A 16,544-nucleotide genomic window follows, 5' to 3' on the forward strand; every position below is an offset into this window, starting at 1 on the left:
TAGTGGAAATTCATCATGAAGCTCAGATTGCTCACCGTTGTGTTGCTGGCTGGTATTGTTCTTGGCAGCACATCGCTCTCGTTCGCCGGGCAAGCGCATTACGCAAGTATGGCGTCCGATTTTCCCATCAGCCATCGCGATCGCGTATACACAGGAGACCAGTTCTCCAATACGGTTTCCGTCGTCGACCCATTCACCAATAAAACCCTTGGCGTTATCCGGCTGGGTGAACCGGCTCCTGCTAACTTCAGCCCCCTGTATACGGGCCAGGTACTCGTCCATGGCATGGGCTTCTCGCCTGACCATCGCACCATTGGCGTCGTTTCCATCGGCTCAAATTCAGTCACATTTATCGAAACCGCGACCAACACCATAGTGCACACGAGCTATGTCGGTCGTTCACCACATGAGGCGTTCTGGACGCCAGATGGTAACGAGGTATGGGTAACCGTTCGGGGGGAAAATTATGTTGCGGTGTTGGATGCCAAAACTTTCAAGGAGAAGACCCGAATTGTCACCATGTCCGGGCCAGGCATGCAGATTTTCTCGCCGGACGGAAAATATGGCTATGTGTGTTCCTCATTCAATCCAGTCACCGATGTGGTTGATGTCGCCTCTCACGAGATTATCGCAACGGTAAAGCAGGCGAGTCCATTTTGCCCAAATATCGCTGCAACCCCTGATGGTGATCAGGTTTGGCTGACCTTGAAGGATTCTGGCAAGACCGAAGTGTTCAATGCGCGCCCGCCATTCAATGTACTGAAAATTATCGACACGGGGCCGCTCACCAATCACGTCAATATTGTGCATAACTCCAATGGCACGTTCGCCTATGTCACGATCGGCGGCTTGAACGAGGTCAAGGTTTTTCGGACGAACGACTTCGTGCTCACAGCGACTATACCTGTTGGCACCCTGCCCCACGGTATCTGGCCATCGGGCGATGGCACGCGAGTGTACGTTGGGCTCGAGAACGAGGATGCGGTGACAGCGATCGATACGCTCAGCAACAAGGTTATTGCGACGACAGTCATAGGCCAAGCGCCTCAGGGCTTGGCCTATGTGCCAGATGCTGTCCCCACTGGCGACGGATTGAAGAATCTAGTGCCGATGGGCGTTGCTGGAAATGCCTACCATCTCGCCATGGCACCCGCCGGTGGGGCGGTTAACGCACCCACGACCATCACCTTATTTGATCAGGGACTGATACAGGTTCTGCAAGCTGCAGTGACCGGGCTCAGCCCAAAACACCCCTATGTGCTTGCGCTGGCGAGCCAGCCGGATGGTGGTGGCATCCTGCAACCGCTTCAAAACTTTACGACAAACCTGGCGGGCGCCGCCATCGTCAACACGATTGGGCCTATCCGACAAATCGTGCACAACGACATTGCTGCCGAACACCGGTACCTGGTTATCGTGTCAGGCACGACGGACAACCTCGGCGCTCCTGTGCAAACTCAGGTTGCCGCCTCTAGCCCTTAGAATTAGTTCACACGTGGCACGGCGCGTTTCTCCTTTCCACCCGCTGAACTTGCTAGCGGGTGCTTGGGGCTAATGGACATCGTGCCGTTTTCGCGGGTTCGGCAGCATATTTTGCTGCAGATATGCGTCTAGATCACGGCATGAGATAGCGCAACCCTGACATATGGTTCGCCTCGGCAACGGCACGCCCTGCCTTCTACCTCAACTGAGTAATGGGGCATGCAGCTATGCATTGCTTCGCTAGCTCCCTTCCGCGAAGGCTTGCCAGACGATCTGACGGAATGAGGGATTCGCCGTAGTGCAATCCGGCCATCATCCCCACTAACGCCATCGGAATTCGCAAGTCAGGACTTGGCGCCGTGGCGAAATCGATCGCTCGTTCAAACGTCCTCGTGATCTGAAGCGCTTGACGCACGTGAGCTAGCAAGTAAAGCATGCGATGGGTCTGCGCATGAGCAGTGTCCCCCGGTGGGGTTCCAATGACTGTCCCTACATCTGCGCAAGCAATGCCGATGTTCGCTGACAACCGAAGGAGATTATTCGCAGCATATTCCCAGGCATCCGCCTGGTCGTCCAGATAGGCCTTAGCCAACATACAACCCATGACGAGCGTGGCTTTGTCGATGTCGTCCCGCATCGCTTCGCGCCCGAGGATGAGCCCTTGATGGGCAAGAACCGAGGGGTCCTCGCTTCCATTCCACAAGAGCGGTAATGAAAACAGGAGTGCGCATTGCTCAATCGCGTGTTGCCGGTAGCATTCCAGCGCGGCGTAGCTTTGACCTAACAGGGTCGGGCTCGACAAAGGGCCCTCGAGTTCGGCGAATCGATATTCGCTGTCAGGATAGCAAATGCCTAGTCGAGCGCTCTGAATAGCGTGGCCCGCCATGGCTTCAAAGGGCACATCTTTTTTCTGCAGCCCCATCAACAAACACAAGATCTGGGCTCCTTCCAATCCCCACGACGCTCCTGGAAGGCGGTCGCGAATGCTACCTGTTGCTGGCGGATCCTTCAGCCACGTGGCTCGAACCTCACCAAAAGCGCTCCCGATGAGTAGTCCCCAAAGGCCGCCTACCAACCGGTCTCTCCGCTTAAGCATGTTTTCAGAATCTTTCACGAGTTTCTCCGATGTGGATGTCGCCAGTTATTCCACATCGACAATGTCTCTTCCGTTGGGACGCACCCACGATTTTGAAGTCGGTAAATGAGAGCGACTATGCAGCCACTGCGGTCAACTTGCCCAACAGACTTTTGCGCAATTGATCCGCAGAATGCGGCGGGGAAGAAATCACATAAACCTTGTCGCCACGTGAAGGAGTTTGCTTAACCCTGTCGCTTATAGCTTTCGTGTCTCCGTGCAAAAATATAAAGGCCATACAAACCAATCAGTTGTATGCGATGACAAGGTTAGGTATCGCCGACATATGTCGTGGACAGAACTCCAAAGTTTGTACGTCAAACACAAACTTTGGAGAACGGGCCGCCTACAAACCTTGGAGTTTGGGCAGCAACCGAGATACCTCAGTGCAGGCTCCCGAGCACTGTTCCTAGTCGGGTTCGGCATTCCGTTGCGGGCCGCAGTCATGAGCCGCAGATAGGGCTACAACAAGCTCAGTGGCCGGACCGCAGACGCGTTAGAGGGCACACGCGGGCAAATAGTGTTCCGGCGATCACACCGAATGCTCATGGATTGCTAAGAGGTGTTGCCAGATTTGAGCCACCGTAGCTTGGTTCGATCAATGCCAGCAGTGCTTCCCACAACGCAATCTTGTCCATCTCGCAAAGGAACCGCTCGCGCCGCGGCGGCGTCTTCTTCGACTCGAAAATCGGCGACGCAAACGAACGCTGTTTCATGGAGGGATGCGTTTCCTGGAGACTGGTCGCAATGATTCCCAAGGCGCGGAACAGATCAGAGCACCCTAAGCCGCGGCGGTAGCAACGCAACATTTGTCGCGATCGCCGCGGCTGTTCTACAGAAGTTATCGATCAGAAGCGATCAACGTCAACGATTGCCTGGGCGAAGTCCTGCGGCGCCTCTTGGGGCAGGTTGTGACCGACACCACCACCGATGTCTCGATGTGCGTATTTGCCGGTGAATTTCTTCGCATAGGCTGCGGCGGGTGGGTGCGGGGCGCCGTTGTCACTACCTTCAAGCGTGATTGTCGGTACAGTAATATTGGGCGCGGCAGCTAAACGCTGCTCAAGAGCATCGTATTGCGGTTCGCCTTTGGAGAGCCCCAGGAACCAGCGATAATGATTAATCGTGATTTCGGCGAAGTCAGGGTTTTCAAACGATACGGCGCTGCGCTCATAGGTGGCGTCGTCGAAGTTCCACTTTGGCGAAGCGGTCGTCCAAATGAGCCTGTTGAAGTCCTTCCAATTCTTCTCGTAACCAAGCTTTCCGCGGTCAGTAGCGAAATACCACACGTACCACCATTGTTGCTCGATCTTAGGCGGCAACGGATGTGCGAAGAGAGGTTGGCTAGCGACGATGTAGCCGCTTACAGAGACTAATGCCTTGCAACGCTCCGGCCAGAGCGCCGCGATTTGGCAAGCGCAATTCGCACCCCAGTCAAAGGCACCAAAGACCGCGCTCTTGATCTTCAGCGCATCCATCAGCGCAATAATGTCGATCGCATTTCTCACCTGCTGCCCATTTCTGTACGTATCGGCTGAAAGAAAGCGCGTCGTACCATAGCCGCGGAAATGGGGAATGATCACTCGATAGCCTTGCGATGCGAGCAATGGGGCAACGTCCACGAAACTATGGATATCGTAAGGCCAACCGTGCAGGAGTATGACGACGGGACCGTCAGCAGGACCGGCTTCCGCATATCCCATATTCAGGACACCGGCATTGATTTGCTTAATCACGCCGAACGACGAGTTGCCACCTGGCTTGACCGGCGGAATGGTTACCGGCGATTTCGACAAGCCGGATTTCGCGAAGGCGTCCCCCATCGAAATGAACGGGGCCGCTGCCATCGTCAGGGCAGCTAAGCCGAGAAAAGTGCGTCGTTGAGGGTCGGTTTCACTGGTCATGGCTTCTCTCTCGTCAAGGTTGTGTAGTTGCAGAAAGGCAAGAATCCCCGTGACCTAACGCATGCGTAGGCCTGATGTCGCTTGAGGTTTACGCTCACTGAGCGTATCGCGTAGTGACGAAATCGTGATTTTTCGCCAGCGATTGGTGACAGGCGAAGCACGTTTTATGCTCCGCCAATGGGGTCGGTTTACCATTTACGAAGCGACCAAACCCCCAGCCGCCAGTGGCGGCATATTTCTTCGAGTCTTTCACCATAAACTGGACCGTCGTCGCTTGCTCTGGAAAGCTAGCTGTCGCAAAGAACGTCTGCGGCACGCGCTTCCAAGCCACCTTTGCCAGAACGGTTCCATCAGGAAATGGCAATGTACCTTCGCGAAATGCTTGGAAGCCGGTGGGATTACGCCCCGAATTCCATTGTATGGCTTTGTCCCGACGGATTTTATCGCGCTGCGGGATCATATATCCCATCCACGCCCTATGACATTAGTCAGGAAGCGGAGAACTCCGGACCAAGTATTCTCCAGCCCGGGCAATTCGCTACGTATCTCCCACACAGGCTCTCCAAGAGTGAATCAACATGAGAATCCTTCTGTGCGTGCCTTTTCTTATATTTCTTGCGACCGCGGTTGCTCAGCAAGCGCCAATGTCGACGTGGATGACGCATCAGGCGGAGATTAACGGGAATGAAGGCGTTGCACTAACAGATAAGCAGGTTGCAGCGAACTCAGAGCAGTCCTCGCCCAGAGTCAGAAGCAGGAAGGGCGCCGAGGCGTGCCAGCAGAAACTCTGGGGGCACTTGGCATGCCAGGAGACTGTCTGGAACTCCCCATGCCCCAAACCCTAACACTCCGGTCACTGGCTTCTCACGCTCGATCACCCATCCTCCAACCGTCAGTCATCGACTGATCCAACAGGGCCGCGTTTCCCGTTTTCCGGAACGCAAGCGCTTGTGCAACAGCACCAAGTGGGGTTTCCAACCCACAATCCTTTAAGCTCGGAGTGATAGTTGTGTCACTGATCTATCGCTCGCAAGGGGGAAGCATGCCCAAAAGATCGGCTCATCGATTTGGCGCGTCACACGACCCGGCGAATTTCGTCTATCACTATCCCGACTGTGCACCCGTGGAGGTCGGCTCTCATGAACCCACGGAGGAGGTGTTTGTGATCCAACTCGCCGAGCGCGTGTGGGATGTCAAGTTCAAGGTGGACTCTGCCACCTTCAAGCCGGTGATCGCTGTCATGGTGGCAAACGGTGCTGACTTGGGCGAGCACGATCGGGAAGCCATGCGCATGGCTGACCGACATGGCGTCGCCATCGTTCGTGCCTGTAGTGAGTTCTGCGAGCTCAACCTCCTCGTCTCGCCGCCATCCGCCGGCACACACTGATCGAGCAATCCTCACCGGCTCGTCAAGCGCTCGTCAAGCGCTTGTCGAGGCAATCCTATGGTCTGCACATCTTGGGGCAACGACCTCATCTCGAGCGATGTTGAGAGCATGACGCGTCACGAAAAAAGAGCCTTCGATCGCTCAAGTCGTCGGCTTCCGCCCAATGGTGATGAAGCCCTGGCAGCGATAAGCCGGTGGCCGTCTCGCGCTCGATCCCACGCACGAGACGGCTGTGACGTTCTTAGTCCCGCTTGGTAAACAGTGCGTCGAACACGAAGCCCACTGCGCCCGCGAACAACGTGGTTCCCATAGGATTGCTCGCACCGATATCGAGAGCGCTCGTCAACGCCTGGCCAGCCTTCCCCTGGACGCTCCCCGCTACTTCGCGTGCTTTCCCTTTCACTTCTTGGACCGTGTCACCAGTTAGCGCACCCGCGGCGCCGTGGATCTTGCCGGGAACGTTATCTACTGCACCTCTAATTTCTTGCTCATTCATGGGTATGACCTCCCGAGCAGGGCGAATGACAGCAACCAATGCGCGGGACTCCGCTCATCGTTGGCCGAGGTATCGCTCCTGGAATGAGCAGTCACAACCGGACTACAAACAAAGTGTTTCGAATACCGAGAAAAAGTCTCGTTGCGCTTACACCGAGTTCGGGCCTTCAAAGGTCTCCAGTGCGTAGCGGGTGGCGAGATACAAGCCAACCTCGCCGGCATCTGTGCTTCTTGTCGCACGTATAGCCGCGATCAGCTGCCAATGACTGCAGGAGAAATTTCCGCACCATTGCGTTCGACTCAGTCGGCTGAAGGGGTTGATTTGTTCAGACATGTTCAACGTGTCCTCATAACGATGTCCGCATATTCCAGTCGGCGGCGTGTTCGTACTGTCTTCGAGTACCTGCAGATGACGCCCGTAACTGAACGCGATGCGGACAGCTCTCTTCTCAGGGTGAGAGGCCCTACGGATGGGCACGCGCGACGTTAGGCGCTAACGTTCTAGTCCACCCAATCGGACCCCCAGTCCTTCGCATGCGCCACGGCCGCCTCTTCGAAAAGGAAGGCCAGTTTCTCAGGCGTGGCGGCCACCACGGTGTCACCTGTTTGGTCGGCTCGGCATACCACTGCCTTCGCACGATACCCGCCGCCTGCTCACCGGGTTGGGTCGCACATCAACAAGCACCCACGGTAGTGAAAGCCGCGTTCGTCAATATCCAGAAGTGTCTCCGGGTGAGCATGCTGACTTGCCGCCATGCAGCACTTTACACAACCCCTCTTGCCGCGTGGTCGAACATGCGCCAATGGCCGTCGATGCCTTCGACGGCGACTAATGCACTCTGGCCGTCCTGCACCGACGTCAGCGCAGCCCGGATCGCGAATCGCAACGCGTCGACACGGTTCTTGAACTGGGGACAACCATATTGGCCAGCGTCCACCGACCATACGCCGGGGAACATGGGGGCATAAAAGAGTTTGTACATAATTTCAGGGATGGCGATGGCCGTTTTTGGTTTACGAAGAGAATCCTAGGCGCGTCTCCGTGAGCCTGGCGTACACCAGTCAGCAACTTGGAATGTGGTAGAAGTTCTTCGCTGAACATCGCTTAGGCCGCGATACCGAGGTGGTACTCGAGTACATGCCAATCGACTTCGCGGGCGTTTGACTGAGCCAGAGGAAAGCGATGCGAGCGGTCATGATGGTTACTGGAAAAGTCGTTCTCTGGAGCAGATAGCAGCATGCGATTGGCACAGTTCATTACAGTCCACCGGGAGGCGATCCTGAAAGAATGGGACAATTTCGCCCGTACCTTGCAGCCTGGTACTCGTGTGATGGGTGGCGGGGAACTGCGCGATCACGCCGAGCAAATATTGGTCGAAATCGCCGCTGACATCAGCACCCCACAATCGACCCAGCAAGGCGTCGAGAAATCCCGCGGCGAGGGACCTAGAAGCGTTGTGGATACAGCATCGGAGGTTCATGCCGGAAGGCGCCTACGTTCGGGCTTCAGTATCGATCAGCTGGTGGCCGAATACCGTGCGCTGAGCGCCAGCGTACTACTGCTGTGGTCGCAGCAGCCTGATCGCGACCCCGAGTTTCGCGAGCAGGATACGCTACGTTTCAACGAGGCGATCGACAAAGGATTAGCCGAATCGGTGTCGCGCTACTCGCAGGCGGTGAACGAATCGCAAGACGTTTTCCTTGGTGTGCTCGGACATGATCTCCGCTCGCCGCTCGCCGTCATTTTGCTTTCGGCCGAGTTCTTTCTAAACGCCGATGAGTTGGGCAGTCGTTATGCCAAGATCGCTGCCAGCGTCTATTCAAGCGTGCGCCGCGCCGAGAAGATTGTAGAGAACCTGCTCGACTTCGCGCGTGCGCGCGTTGGTAGCGGCATCCCGGTGGATCGCGTCGAAGACAACCTCACTGCAACGTGCGAGGGCATCGTGCGCGAAGTGCGTCTGCTGCATCCCGATCGTGCTGTAGTGTTCCAGCCGGACGACCGCATCGGTGGCAGATTTGATAGTTCGCGCATGGGACAGGTTTTCAGCAACCTGATCGAAAACGCCATCAAACACGGTTTGAGTACTTCACCGGTAACTGTCAGCCAGCAGTTGGACGGTGATTACGCGGTGTTCTCGATCCACAACGAAGGCGAACCCATCGCAGCTGAAGACACGGTACACATTTTCAATCCGATGATGCGACATTCGCAGTTTGCCGCCGGAGAGCGGGGGTCACGGGCGGGCTTGGGGCTCGGCTTGTTCATCGCGCAGGAAATCATCACCGCCCACGGTGGCACTATCAAGGTCACCTCTTCGGCGGCGAGTGGGACAACGTTTCGCGTGAGGTTGCCTTTGTGCACCTGAGCGCCACCGATCGGCTTGCCAGGCGTCGAGCCGGCCTCGGGCGGAAGCGGACTTCGCACACTGAACGCTCGCAAGGCGGTCTCTACGTAGCAGGACTAACGGCAATCTCTACGTGCATTACTTGATGCTCTGCCATGCCTGCCTCCTCGTCGCGGAAGCGATCTGCAATTTGCAGAATTTCAGCTTCAATCGTGAAGAAAGCATCCAGCACGGTCGGATCAAACGTCGTCTCGCGTAAACCGCGCATGAGGGCCTTCGCACGATCATGGAGAAAGGCATCCTTGTAGCAGCGTCGGCTTATCAACGCGTCGTAAATGTCGGCGACCGCCATGATTCGGCCGGACAGCGGAATATCCTCACCGCGCAATCCGCTCGGATAGCCGGTCCCATCCCATTTTTCGTGGTGCGTAGCGGCGATCTCTCCGGCGATCAGGAGAAAATTCTCGCCTTCGATATGCTCCGCCATGCTGTAGATGATCTTCCGACCAAATTCAGCATGCCGCCTCATGACTATCAGCTCTTCTGGGGTCAGCGGCCCTGGCTTAAGCAGGATGTGGTCCGGCACCCCGACCTTGCCAATATCATGCAGTGGCGCAGAGAGGAATAAGAGTTCGATGTATTCCCTGGTCAGGGTCTGCGCGTGCTTTTTGCTCCGCTGCAATTGCTCTGCGATCGCGCGCACGTAGTGTTGGGTGCGTTTGATATGGCCACCTGTCTCAGGGTCGCGGGTTTCGGCGACCGCAGCCATGGACTCGATGGCCACCTGACGTGCGTTCTCAAGTTGGCGGTGCCACCGCTGTGCACGGCGGTGGTTGAAGGCAAAGCGAACTACGAAGCACAGTACCAACAGCGTACCCAAGACCACTAAGGGCGCAGCCGTCGGAATGAAGAGGCCTGTGCGCACAAAGACTTCTATATCAATCCCAATCAGTGCGGCACCGGACAATACGGCGAAGACGGCCAGGATGGTCATGCCGCGGCCGGCAACGAACATGGTGGAAAACACGAGGGCCACCAGCAGCCCGAGTAGCAGTGCGGCCATGCTGCCCCACACCGGGATACGCACCGCATTGTCATCCAGAATGTTTTGCGACATTACCGACTGGATTTTCAAGCCCGAAAAATCCCGGTCCACAGCGGTCGGATGCACATCGTGCAGTCCGACTGCCGAGGAGCCAATGAAGACTATCTTGCCACGCAGATCCGCTGGTTGAGTCCGACCGCCCAGCACGTCCACTGCAGAGAGGCTGTCATACCGCTGCGACGGACCATTGAAGCGTAAGAGCGCGTAGCTGCCCTGGTCTATGGGAATCCGGTGGGTCCCGACCCGGATCGACAATCCGTCGACGCCTGATTCCACACGCCCCGTCCCAACGCCGAGTGACCGCATTATGGCGGCCAAGGCGAGGCTGGGGTAGACGACTCCACCGTATTCGATCAGCAAGGGCAATCGCCGCAAGACGCCGTCGGCATCGAGACGACTGTTGACGAAGCCTCTTCTCCTAGTTTGCGAGGCGATCGCGTCGACGCTATCCAGAACCCCCGGCGCCCGGTCAAGCGACAGTAGGTCGACACGGCCGACGAAGCCAACACCGGGGCGCATCGGATGGTCGGTACGGCTCGTGTGGTCGAAGTAGAAATAGGTTGCGCCGACCGCATCGCTACGCGCCATCATTTGGCCAAGATAGCCGTCGTTGTTCAGCAAGCCGGGGGGAACGCCGTTGAACGATACGTCAAGGCCGAAGTCGTGCTTGAAGGTTTGCTGGATGTCGGCCAGAGAGGTGCGATCGGATTCGGGAAATACGATGTCCATCGCGATGGCCGCCGGATGTTCGTTGGCGATTCGCTCGATCAGCTGCGCCACGCGATAGCGTGGCCATGGCCATTGACCCAGAGCAGACAGGCTGACTTCATCGATATCCACCACAACCGTGCCGGGCGCGGGAGCTCCCGATGCGGTCCGTACCAGCAAGGTGTCGAGGTCGAACTGATCAAGGGCCGCGACCGGCTTGAAGTTGAACAGTCCGCCGAACCCGATAGCCAAGGCAATCGATAGCCCACCGAGGAGAATGAAGACGGCTTGGCGCCGCGACAGCCGAACGGATGAAGTGGCAGAGGTCATGACCGAGGCATCACAGGATCACGATTTCGGCCCGCCGGTTTTGCGGCTCCGGAACGCCGGGCGGCGATCGCACCAGCGGCGCCTTGTCGCCGAAATACCGCACATCCATCTGCAGTTTTGGGTCGATCTGTTTCAACAAGTGGGCCACAACCTGGGCGCGCTCCGCCGACAATGCCATGTTGTAGGCCGCCGTTCCCGACGAATCTGCGTAACCGAATACGGTGATCTCGGTCGGACTCCGATCGCGCACGACCCGCATGACCTCCGGCAACATTTTCTTCGAATCCGGTGTCAGCTCCATGCTGTCAAACAGAAAGTTCAGACCAAAACTCCGCGGCGGGGTCGGTTGCGCATCGAGCAGTGCGCGATGCGCCGTTTCGAAGGCCTGGCGATCAATCGCGCGGGGCGCCCCGGGCGCTGAAGTCTGTTCAACTGCAACGGTATTGAAAGCCTGGTCGATACGTTGCTGACCCTGCCCATTGGACACCGTGACTGCGCCAACGTGACCGCTATGATCAGGAAGCAACGTGACGCGAGTCGTTGCGCAACCGGACAGCACGCTGACGACCAGCAGGACAACTGAGAACATCTGGATGCTCATGATTGAATCGCCGTGGCCCTTCAGTTCGTTTCAATCAGAAAGCGGGTACCACGTACGCCCACCGTCGCCTTGGGCGTTTCAATCTTCACCGATTGCGGGGATAGCTTACCGATCTTGCCAGATTCGTAGATCGCAGACCCCTTCGTCAGGTACAGCGAGAAAGCGAATTTGTCGTCCTTCGGAGCGAACACATAGTCACGCACCTGAATGTCAGACCCCGAGCCCAGTGTCAGGAGGGTGCCGTCCCTGAAAACGATAGCGGCCGAGGCGCCGGCCGCCGTAACTACGCGATCGGAAATCCGCAGCGTCGCGCCTCCGGTCGCTCCAAACGTATCGTGTAGGCGGGTAATCTTGACGTCACCGGTAATACTTTTTACCAATGCGACATGATCTTCGTCGGCATGAGCAAGCACCGTCAGGCAGGCAAGGCAAACAAGCACCAGTAAGCACAGATGTCGCTTCATCGGATCCTCCTGTCGGGTCAGGCCAACATGGCAAGTGTTCATCACGATCGACGACTAATTATTTTTCTTCCCAGCACCGGTGCCAGATGTTTTTGCCGCTTCACGCCCACCGATACTCACGCCATAAGGTCCTCTCCACCCAACCTGCGCTGTTGCACTGGTCACCCCGTTTTTCACGTTTAACGGACCAAGAGCTGCCCTGAGTTGTGATGCAAATAAATAAGAACGCGAAGGTGCATTTCGACTTCCGTTTCATTTCCCCTTCACGTTTCCAATGATCTGCGACTGTCCCATTGTCGCGAGTAATGACCTTTTGCGTCACTTGCTATAAGTCTGATTGCGGCACTCTAGTTCGTAGAGTTTGACCATTAGGCCGTCATTCGAAAGCGGCACTTCGGCGCTCCAGACACGTTGACTGACCAAATGTCGACATCGCGGCTAGCGCCGCAATCATGACCCTAGATCTTCATTTACTAATACGGTGCAAGTCGGGTGCCAAGTTTTTGACACATTGGTTCTGATTCGATCTAAGCGGACATGAGGCTGGGCTCTTGGTGACGCGTGAAACTTGCGTGAAAGGAATTAATCCTTTTGCGCAATCGAGAATGACCCCTAAGTTCAGTCGCCCAACCCCTTACATGCATAGAAAGCGATCAATGTGAGCAGAAAGCCCAATCCCTCGCTGCCCACACCGATTCGCCACTTGACCCAGGCTGAGGCCCGTCGGTATCTGTACTTGTTCGTCGATGTCAGAATGCGACCGCAAAAGCTGTTGCAATAGTCCGCGCTATTCCTGCTGCGAGGCTTTCACTCATCTGCAGGTCGGCTTCACCCGTGTGCATCGCTAGCTTTCTGGTGTGCCAAAGCAACCGGAATATTTCACACGAACCTACACAACCCGAAACTCCGGGAAGGTCGACGCGCACGCTGCAGATGCGAACTAAGCAGTTGCCGAACGCTGCCTCTTGAAGAGCATCGAACTTTATCTCTCTCCCCGGCCATCGACCAACTTACGTCGGCTTTCGGCGTCGATCTCAACCGGTCGTTGCATTACCCATAGACTGCTGCGGCCGGTGGCTGTTGCAACGACCTACTGCATCCTCACAACAGAGGGAAGATCAGGTTGTCGCCCTCAACTCGGCGATCAACACCGTCTTGCGGGCGGCCATCTTTTCCCCCAGAGCCAGCAGCTCTTCCTTACTCAACAGTGTTTTCGCTCGTGGAAACATATCCTTCTCTTCTTCGTCGGCATGATGCGTTACTAGCTCTTTGAGCACCTTTGCGCGACCCGAGAACTGCTCACTGTCGACGGCGGTACCGAGCAAATCCGGAAGTACCAAATCACCCGCAGCACGGTGCTCCTCCAAGGCTTCGAAATACATTTTGTCGTCGTCGCCCTTCTTTCCATGCGATTGGAAAGCCGGATAGAAAATCTCCTCTTCAATCGTGGTGTGCGCTTTAAGCTCGACCCTGATCTTCGCGAGCAGGTCTGCGCGGGCCTTCAAGGCCCGGGGCGTCGTGGCTTCCAAGTCATCCAGGTAGCCGCGCACAGTCTTGTGATCTTCGGTCAGCAGCTTGATGGCGTCCATGAATAGCTCGTACGTCGGAAGGGGCAATAACTATGCCGCGATCCAGATGACGGATACGTGGAGTTTCTGGCACGGCGAGGCGAACGTGTTCGTCGGCGCGATATATACGCTGACCACGAAGAATCTATTGGCAATTTCCCTGATAAGCCGCAGCTGAATCGAAGCTCTGCGCGTCCTTCGCGCTGCACGACGCGTTCACCATTTCCCTGCGTAAATGTCGCGGACGCTGACCTCGCTGTCGAGGTATAGAGCGCGTCTTCATCCTCTGAGAGAAACCACTATGACCAGGTCAAAAACAGGAATTTGCGCAGCTGCATGCGCATCGCTGTTCGTCTTTGCAGCGCCACTCATTGCGCAACAAACGGCGCCAGCCGCGGCGGCATCGTCTGCTTCTGCCGACAACACGAGCATGAATCAACGTGATCGGTCATCGCAGACGATGAAGCCGACCGATCAGCCCAACGATCGCACCGACATCAAAGTTGCAGCCGCTGTTCGCCGGGCGATCCTCAACGATAAGTCGCTATCGACCATGGCCCACAACGTGAAGTTGGTCGCAGCCAACGGCGTGGTGACGCTTCGCGGCCCGGTCTCGAACGCTGATGAGAAAGCGAAAGTAGAAGCAACCACCGCTGCGGTCGCGGGTGTCACCCACGTCGACAACCAACTTGATATCAAACACTAACCTGAGGAATACCGCATGAAAGCTTCTGTGTATTGCACTACCAAAACTGTTGAGCAGGCCGACCACATCATCGCCGAACTTAAGGCCGCCGGTTTCCAAAATAACGACATCTCAGCCTTGCTACCGGACAAGCGTGGGACCAAGGATTTCGCGCATGAGCACAATACAAAAGCGCCCGAAGGGGCAACGACGGGCGGCGTCGCCGGCCTGGGCGTCGGTGCCGCACTGGGCTGGCTCGCCGGCATTGGCGCACTCGCCATTCCAGGCGTGGGGCCGTTCATTGCCGCCGGTCCGATCATGGCGGCACTGGGTGGCGCGGCTGTGGGAACAGCTACCGGTGGAGTGATCGGCGCGTTAGTTGGAATGGGCATTCCTGAGTTCGAAGCCAAACGATATGACGCGAAAGTGCGCGATGGAAACATACTGATTTCCGTGCACACCGAAGATGGTAAGCAACGCGATGTGGCCAAAGATATCTTCAAGCGTGGCAACGCCGAAGATATCTCAACGGGATCCGAAGCGAACCCCAAGTAAGTCTTTCATGCGCCCATGCCGGAGTGTGATCTCCGGCATGGGCGCAATCGAATTTTGCAAAGCCTCACCAGGAAGGCGAAACCGACAGCCGCAATGAACCATGAAGAATTGAGCGCCGGCGAACACCTCGCTTTGAGCTACATCTGTTGGCCCCAAACGCACATAGCCGCTTCAGAGATTGAACAGGATTTGCAACAGTTGGCGGCGAGACGATTGGTGTCCCGGAACCCGGACGGAACATGGGTGCCCACAGCACGTGGCCGCTTTTTGCTTGCCTGCCTTGCTATTGGAATCACACCGCCAGATAAGTAGCCCGAACTGCCTAAGCCATGGCAGGGGCACACCGAAGTACGAAATCACATCCAAAGGGCGGCGCCGCGTGCATTCGTTCTCGAAACGCAGAGGGCAACTGACCCTGATACGCCTATGGGTTTGCTGACACTCGTTAGGAAAAGGGCGGCGCACTCGTAGCGACGTTTGCACTCAGCGACATGAATTTCCGGCACATCATGCACTGTGCCGATAACGCAGGGCTCACTTATGAACCATCCAGCATCGCCAAGTGTATTTTCCGAGGGGCTGGATCCTGCCGCTCCGAGCGTCGCTGACCCATCGGCTACGCCTCCGGTCATAGAAAGTGACATGCCGCTGCCGCAGGATCCCCGGGTGGTCTTCCAAGGTGGACTTTTCTTTCTCGCCCTCCTCGCCTGCGCCTATTTTTCCAAGCCCGTCATTCTGCCCATTGTGCTGGCTTTCATTTTGAAATTGCTGTTGCAACCGGTCATGAGGTTGCTCGAACGCGTAAGAGTTCCCAGGGTGCTGGCGTCTCTCGCCGTGATCATTCTTCTTCTCGGGCTACTTTACGGATTTGGACGGATGCTGAGCGGGCCAGCCGCCGATTGGGCAAAGCGACTTCCGGAAGGGTTGCCGCGTCTACAGCAGCGCGTCCGGGTCGTAAGTGCGCCCATTGATTCGTTGAACCATTGGATTTCGCATGCCAAAACACTGGTCGGCCCCACGGCAGCGCCACCCGCCAGCGGCGCGTCCCCGAACGCGCCACCGCCCTCCACGGGTGTCGAGGCAACGGCAGGGGACTTGCAGACTTCCCTACTCAGCGGCATTCAGACCTTCGCGTCCGAATTCTTCACCACCTTTCTTGTCCTGTTCTTCCTTCTGATGTCGGGAGACACCTTTCTTCGCCGGCTCGTTGAGGTTATGCCGAGATTCCGAGATAAGCGACAAGCTGTTGATATTTCGCAACAGGTCGAGGCCGACATCTCATCCTACCTCGTGACGATTACGATCATGAACGCACTGGTGGGGATGGCGACCGGCTTGGCGATGTGGTCGCTGGGACTGGAAAACGCCGTGCTATGGGGCTGCGTTGCGTTTGTCCTCAACTACGTGCCAATCCTTGGACCATTGACCGGCCTCGTCATATTCCTGGCTGTAGGCATGTTGAGCTTGGACCCGCTTTGGAAGGCGTTCATGCCGATGACGCTCTATGCGGTCATTCACGTGCTCGAGGGCGAAACCTTCACTCCGATGCTTCTGGCCAGGCGGTTCACCCTTAACCCAGTATTGGTCATTGTCGCCCTACTTTTCTGGGATTGGATGTGGGGCATACCAGGTGCCATCCTGGCGGTACCCATGCTGGCGATAACCAAGATTGTCTGCGACCGTATTCGCCCGCTTGCCGCCTTCGGCCACTTTTTAGAAGGTGAAAAGCAGTCGCTCGAACCGTAGCGACTATGGAAAACGTCCCGAGCATTGCGCTGCC

At 56.7% G+C, this 16,544-nt stretch carries 16 protein-coding genes and 1 pseudogene; 7 read left to right on the forward strand and 10 right to left on the reverse strand.

Annotation, left to right across the window (positions count from 1 at the left end):
- The first annotated feature begins 15 nt into the window (after window positions 1–15).
- The gene (locus tag HDE77_RS09590; protein WP_184417104.1) at window positions 16–1,482 is read left to right on the forward strand and encodes a YncE family protein; all 1,467 of its coding nucleotides are present in this window, start codon (window positions 16–18) and stop codon (window positions 1,480–1,482) included.
- 196 nt (window positions 1,483–1,678) lie between these two features.
- Here the strand turns inward: HDE77_RS09590 and HDE77_RS09595 are convergent, their stop codons facing one another.
- From HDE77_RS09595 to HDE77_RS09610, 4 genes and pseudogenes are all read right to left on the reverse strand, one after another.
- On the reverse strand, window positions 1,679–2,596 hold the full coding sequence (locus tag HDE77_RS09595) for a hypothetical protein (protein ID WP_184417105.1): 918 nt from the start codon (window positions 2,594–2,596) through the stop codon (window positions 1,679–1,681).
- A 605-nt stretch (window positions 2,597–3,201) separates the two neighbouring features.
- Window positions 3,202–3,333 (reverse strand): annotated as a pseudogene (locus HDE77_RS09600) (IS5/IS1182 family transposase); the annotation flags it as partial.
- 132 nt (window positions 3,334–3,465) lie between these two features.
- Entirely contained in the window at window positions 3,466–4,521 is a 1,056-nt protein-coding gene (locus HDE77_RS09605; RefSeq protein ID WP_184417106.1) for an alpha/beta hydrolase, read from the reverse strand.
- Window positions 4,522–4,615: 94 nt separating this feature from the next.
- A complete protein-coding gene (locus HDE77_RS09610) occupies window positions 4,616–4,981 on the reverse strand; it encodes a cytochrome P460 family protein (protein ID WP_221444207.1) in 366 nt (121 codons plus the stop codon).
- Between the two features lie 549 nt (window positions 4,982–5,530).
- On the opposite strand from HDE77_RS09610, the gene HDE77_RS09615 reads away from it, so the two are divergent.
- Window positions 5,531–5,908, forward strand: a complete 378-nt coding sequence (locus HDE77_RS09615) for a hypothetical protein (RefSeq protein WP_184417108.1) — start codon at window positions 5,531–5,533, stop codon at window positions 5,906–5,908.
- Between the two features lie 241 nt (window positions 5,909–6,149).
- Here HDE77_RS09615 and HDE77_RS09620 read toward each other — a convergent pair whose 3' ends face one another.
- Window positions 6,150–6,404: a CsbD family protein gene (locus tag HDE77_RS09620; protein ID WP_184417109.1), complete on the reverse strand. Its 255-nt coding sequence runs from the start codon at window positions 6,402–6,404 to the stop codon at window positions 6,150–6,152.
- A gap of 147 nt (window positions 6,405–6,551) precedes the next feature.
- A complete protein-coding gene (locus HDE77_RS09625) occupies window positions 6,552–6,737 on the reverse strand; it encodes a hypothetical protein (RefSeq protein WP_184417110.1) in 186 nt (61 codons plus the stop codon).
- Between the two features lie 904 nt (window positions 6,738–7,641).
- Here HDE77_RS09625 and HDE77_RS09630 point away from each other — a divergent pair.
- A complete protein-coding gene (locus tag HDE77_RS09630) occupies window positions 7,642–8,769 on the forward strand; it encodes a sensor histidine kinase (protein ID WP_184417111.1) in 1,128 nt (375 codons plus the stop codon).
- 82 nt (window positions 8,770–8,851) lie between these two features.
- Here the strand turns inward: HDE77_RS09630 and HDE77_RS09635 are convergent, their stop codons facing one another.
- From HDE77_RS09635 to HDE77_RS09650, 4 genes are all read right to left on the reverse strand, one after another.
- Window positions 8,852–10,891: a CHASE2 domain-containing protein gene (locus tag HDE77_RS09635; RefSeq protein ID WP_221444208.1), complete on the reverse strand. Its 2,040-nt coding sequence runs from the start codon at window positions 10,889–10,891 to the stop codon at window positions 8,852–8,854.
- A 10-nt stretch (window positions 10,892–10,901) separates the two neighbouring features.
- Window positions 10,902–11,492 carry an OmpA family protein gene (locus HDE77_RS09640; protein WP_184417112.1) on the reverse strand — a complete coding sequence of 197 codons (591 nt, stop codon included), beginning with the start codon at window positions 11,490–11,492 and terminating at the stop codon, window positions 10,902–10,904.
- A 20-nt stretch (window positions 11,493–11,512) separates the two neighbouring features.
- On the reverse strand, window positions 11,513–11,956 hold the full coding sequence (locus HDE77_RS09645) for a FecR family protein (RefSeq protein ID WP_184417113.1): 444 nt from the start codon (window positions 11,954–11,956) through the stop codon (window positions 11,513–11,515).
- A 1,118-nt stretch (window positions 11,957–13,074) separates the two neighbouring features.
- Complete coding sequence (locus HDE77_RS09650) at window positions 13,075–13,545, reverse strand: hemerythrin domain-containing protein (protein ID WP_184417114.1); 471 nt, start codon at window positions 13,543–13,545, stop codon at window positions 13,075–13,077.
- On the opposite strand from HDE77_RS09650, the gene HDE77_RS09655 reads away from it, so the two are divergent.
- The 4 genes from HDE77_RS09655 (at window position 13,544) to HDE77_RS09670 (ending at window position 16,510) form a co-directional block, all read left to right on the forward strand.
- On the forward strand, window positions 13,544–13,702 hold the full coding sequence (locus HDE77_RS09655) for a hypothetical protein (RefSeq protein ID WP_184417115.1): 159 nt from the start codon (window positions 13,544–13,546) through the stop codon (window positions 13,700–13,702). The genes HDE77_RS09650 and HDE77_RS09655 overlap by 2 nt on opposite strands.
- Before the next feature lie 123 nt (window positions 13,703–13,825).
- Window positions 13,826–14,230: a BON domain-containing protein gene (locus tag HDE77_RS09660; protein WP_184417116.1), complete on the forward strand. Its 405-nt coding sequence runs from the start codon at window positions 13,826–13,828 to the stop codon at window positions 14,228–14,230.
- Window positions 14,231–14,245: 15 nt separating this feature from the next.
- Complete coding sequence (locus HDE77_RS09665) at window positions 14,246–14,764, forward strand: quinol:electron acceptor oxidoreductase subunit ActD (protein ID WP_184417117.1); 519 nt, start codon at window positions 14,246–14,248, stop codon at window positions 14,762–14,764.
- Window positions 14,765–15,406: 642 nt separating this feature from the next.
- Entirely contained in the window at window positions 15,407–16,510 is a 1,104-nt protein-coding gene (locus HDE77_RS09670; RefSeq protein WP_184417118.1) for an AI-2E family transporter, read from the forward strand.
- Window positions 16,511–16,544 lie beyond the last annotated feature (34 nt).

Source organism: Rhodanobacter sp. MP7CTX1 (assembly GCF_014205795.1).
Classification (GTDB): Bacteria; Pseudomonadota; Gammaproteobacteria; order Xanthomonadales; family Rhodanobacteraceae; genus Rhodanobacter.

What these genes read in the sequence shown, in the direction of transcription:
- HDE77_RS09590 (WP_184417104.1), top strand. Translation starts at nt 16, where the DNA reads ATGAAGCTCAGATTGCTCACCGTTGTGTTGCTGGCTGGTATTGTTCTT.
- HDE77_RS09605 (WP_184417106.1), bottom strand. Translation starts at nt 4,521, where the DNA reads ATGACCAGTGAAACCGACCCTCAACGACGCACTTTTCTCGGCTTAGCT.
- HDE77_RS09610 (WP_221444207.1), bottom strand. Translation starts at nt 4,981, where the DNA reads ATGATCCCGCAGCGCGATAAAATCCGTCGGGACAAAGCCATACAATGG.
- HDE77_RS09620 (WP_184417109.1), bottom strand. Translation starts at nt 6,404, where the DNA reads ATGAATGAGCAAGAAATTAGAGGTGCAGTAGATAACGTTCCCGGCAAG.
- HDE77_RS09625 (WP_184417110.1), bottom strand. Translation starts at nt 6,737, where the DNA reads ATGTCTGAACAAATCAACCCCTTCAGCCGACTGAGTCGAACGCAATGG.
- HDE77_RS09630 (WP_184417111.1), top strand. Translation starts at nt 7,642, where the DNA reads ATGCGATTGGCACAGTTCATTACAGTCCACCGGGAGGCGATCCTGAAA.
- HDE77_RS09635 (WP_221444208.1), bottom strand. Translation starts at nt 10,891, where the DNA reads ATGACCTCTGCCACTTCATCCGTTCGGCTGTCGCGGCGCCAAGCCGTC.
- HDE77_RS09640 (WP_184417112.1), bottom strand. Translation starts at nt 11,492, where the DNA reads ATGAGCATCCAGATGTTCTCAGTTGTCCTGCTGGTCGTCAGCGTGCTG.
- HDE77_RS09645 (WP_184417113.1), bottom strand. Translation starts at nt 11,956, where the DNA reads ATGAAGCGACATCTGTGCTTACTGGTGCTTGTTTGCCTTGCCTGCCTG.
- HDE77_RS09655 (WP_184417115.1), top strand. Translation starts at nt 13,544, where the DNA reads ATGAATAGCTCGTACGTCGGAAGGGGCAATAACTATGCCGCGATCCAG.
- HDE77_RS09650 (WP_184417114.1), bottom strand. Translation starts at nt 13,545, where the DNA reads ATGGACGCCATCAAGCTGCTGACCGAAGATCACAAGACTGTGCGCGGC.
- HDE77_RS09660 (WP_184417116.1), top strand. Translation starts at nt 13,826, where the DNA reads ATGACCAGGTCAAAAACAGGAATTTGCGCAGCTGCATGCGCATCGCTG.
- HDE77_RS09665 (WP_184417117.1), top strand. Translation starts at nt 14,246, where the DNA reads ATGAAAGCTTCTGTGTATTGCACTACCAAAACTGTTGAGCAGGCCGAC.
- HDE77_RS09670 (WP_184417118.1), top strand. Translation starts at nt 15,407, where the DNA reads ATGCCGCTGCCGCAGGATCCCCGGGTGGTCTTCCAAGGTGGACTTTTC.